Source organism: Bacillus sp. LR--39, assembly GCF_053613335.1.
On sequence record NZ_JBSIOT010000573.1, the window covers coordinates 1 to 857 of the forward strand.

At 48.4% G+C, this 857-nt stretch carries 1 protein-coding gene; it reads left to right on the plus strand.

All coding sequences use genetic code 11. The features are described 5' to 3' along the window. The coding region (locus ACWHAR_RS25000; RefSeq protein ID WP_452088172.1) for an MMPL family transporter at nucleotides 1–857 on the plus strand (857 nt) is incomplete at both ends.

Here is an 857-nt window from a genome sequence, read left to right on the forward strand (position 1 = left end):
GCGGCTTTAAAAAAAGCGATCACCACTTTAGAGAAGGATTCCTCCCTTCACGTCTCAGATATTACATCGTACTTTAACGCGGATGAGGATATTCAAAAGCAGCTGTTGTCAAAGGATCGAACGACGCTGCTCGTGCCTGTCACATTTGATGCAAACAAAATCAGTGCGGCCGAATTTAAAGCAAAGGTCAATGAAAAGCTTAAAACTTTAAAACTTGACTACGAGATGACCGGGCAGCCGCTCATCGATGATGATGTCATGACAAGCTCGCAGGAAGGCTTGAAGAAGACCGAATATATCACGGTCGGTTTTATTTTAATCGTGCTGATTCTCGTATTCCGTTCTGCGGTTGCGCCTTTTGTTCCGCTTTTGGCGGTCGCGCTTTCATACCTTGTGAGCCAGTCCGTCGTCGCCTATCTAGTCAAATACGCTGATTTTCCGCTGTCCACGTTTACGCAAATCTTTATGGTGGCGATCATGTTCGGAATCGGCACGGATTACTGCATTCTTCTTTTAAGCCGTTTTAAGGAAGAGATCGCCCGCGGGAAAGACAAGATCGAAGCCATTCTGACAACGTATAAAACGGCGGGGAGAACCGTTCTGTTCAGCGGAATCGCCGTTTTGATCGGTTTTACTTGCATCGGCTTTGCCGAATTCCAGCTTTACAAGTCTGCGGTCGCAGTAGCGGTGGGTGTCGCGGTCTTGATTTTGGCGCTTCTGTCGATCGTGCCGTTTTTCATGGCTGTTTTGGGGAAAGTGCTGTTTTGGCCTGTCAGAGGAAATATCGGGCACCCGCAGTCAAAGCTATGGGAAACCGCCGGCCGTTTCGCTTTCAGTAAGCCGCTGATCAGCCTGTT